This window comes from Chryseobacterium sp. FG46 (assembly GCF_057809135.1).
This window is the reverse complement of record NZ_JBMDJJ010000078.1, coordinates 1-458: the sequence shown is the minus strand read 5'-3', so window position 1 is coordinate 458 and position 458 is coordinate 1. Positions and strand designations below refer to the sequence as shown.

The 458-nt window shown below is 37.8% G+C and carries 1 protein-coding gene; it reads right to left on the bottom strand.

The annotated features are described in order from the left end of the window. Positions 1 to 458 (bottom strand): RICIN domain-containing protein (locus ACODR7_RS21580; protein WP_488842336.1); only part of this gene is annotated, 458 nt, incomplete at both ends.

Sequence of the window (458 nt, the reverse complement as noted above, 5' to 3'; positions counted from 1 at the left end):
TTATTTTATAATTTCCTCCTGTTTGAGACAATTTCCATTTCTGGCTGTTGCTCCCAATATAGTCCCATTGGGTCAGTTGTGCTCCATCAGCCAAAGATCTGGAATATACATCAAGAACTTTCCCACTTGCACGGTTTATAATTTTATAATCTTTAGCCGGATCAAATACTTCCAGAATTTGCCATTGCTGATTATCACCTCCTCCATAAGTCCACTGGATTATCCCTGTTCCATTTGTTGTACTGGATTGAGGGTTATCTAATGCTTTGCCACTCCAGGCATTTATGATTTTATAATATCCCGTACCTAAATTCACTAACTGCCATTGCTGGTTTGCACCTCCGTTATCGCCATATTGGTTCATTATTGTACCGTCAGCAGTGGAACTGGAAGGATTATCAATCAGTTTGTTGCTATTCTTATTAATTATTTTATAATTTCCTCCTGTTTGAGACAAT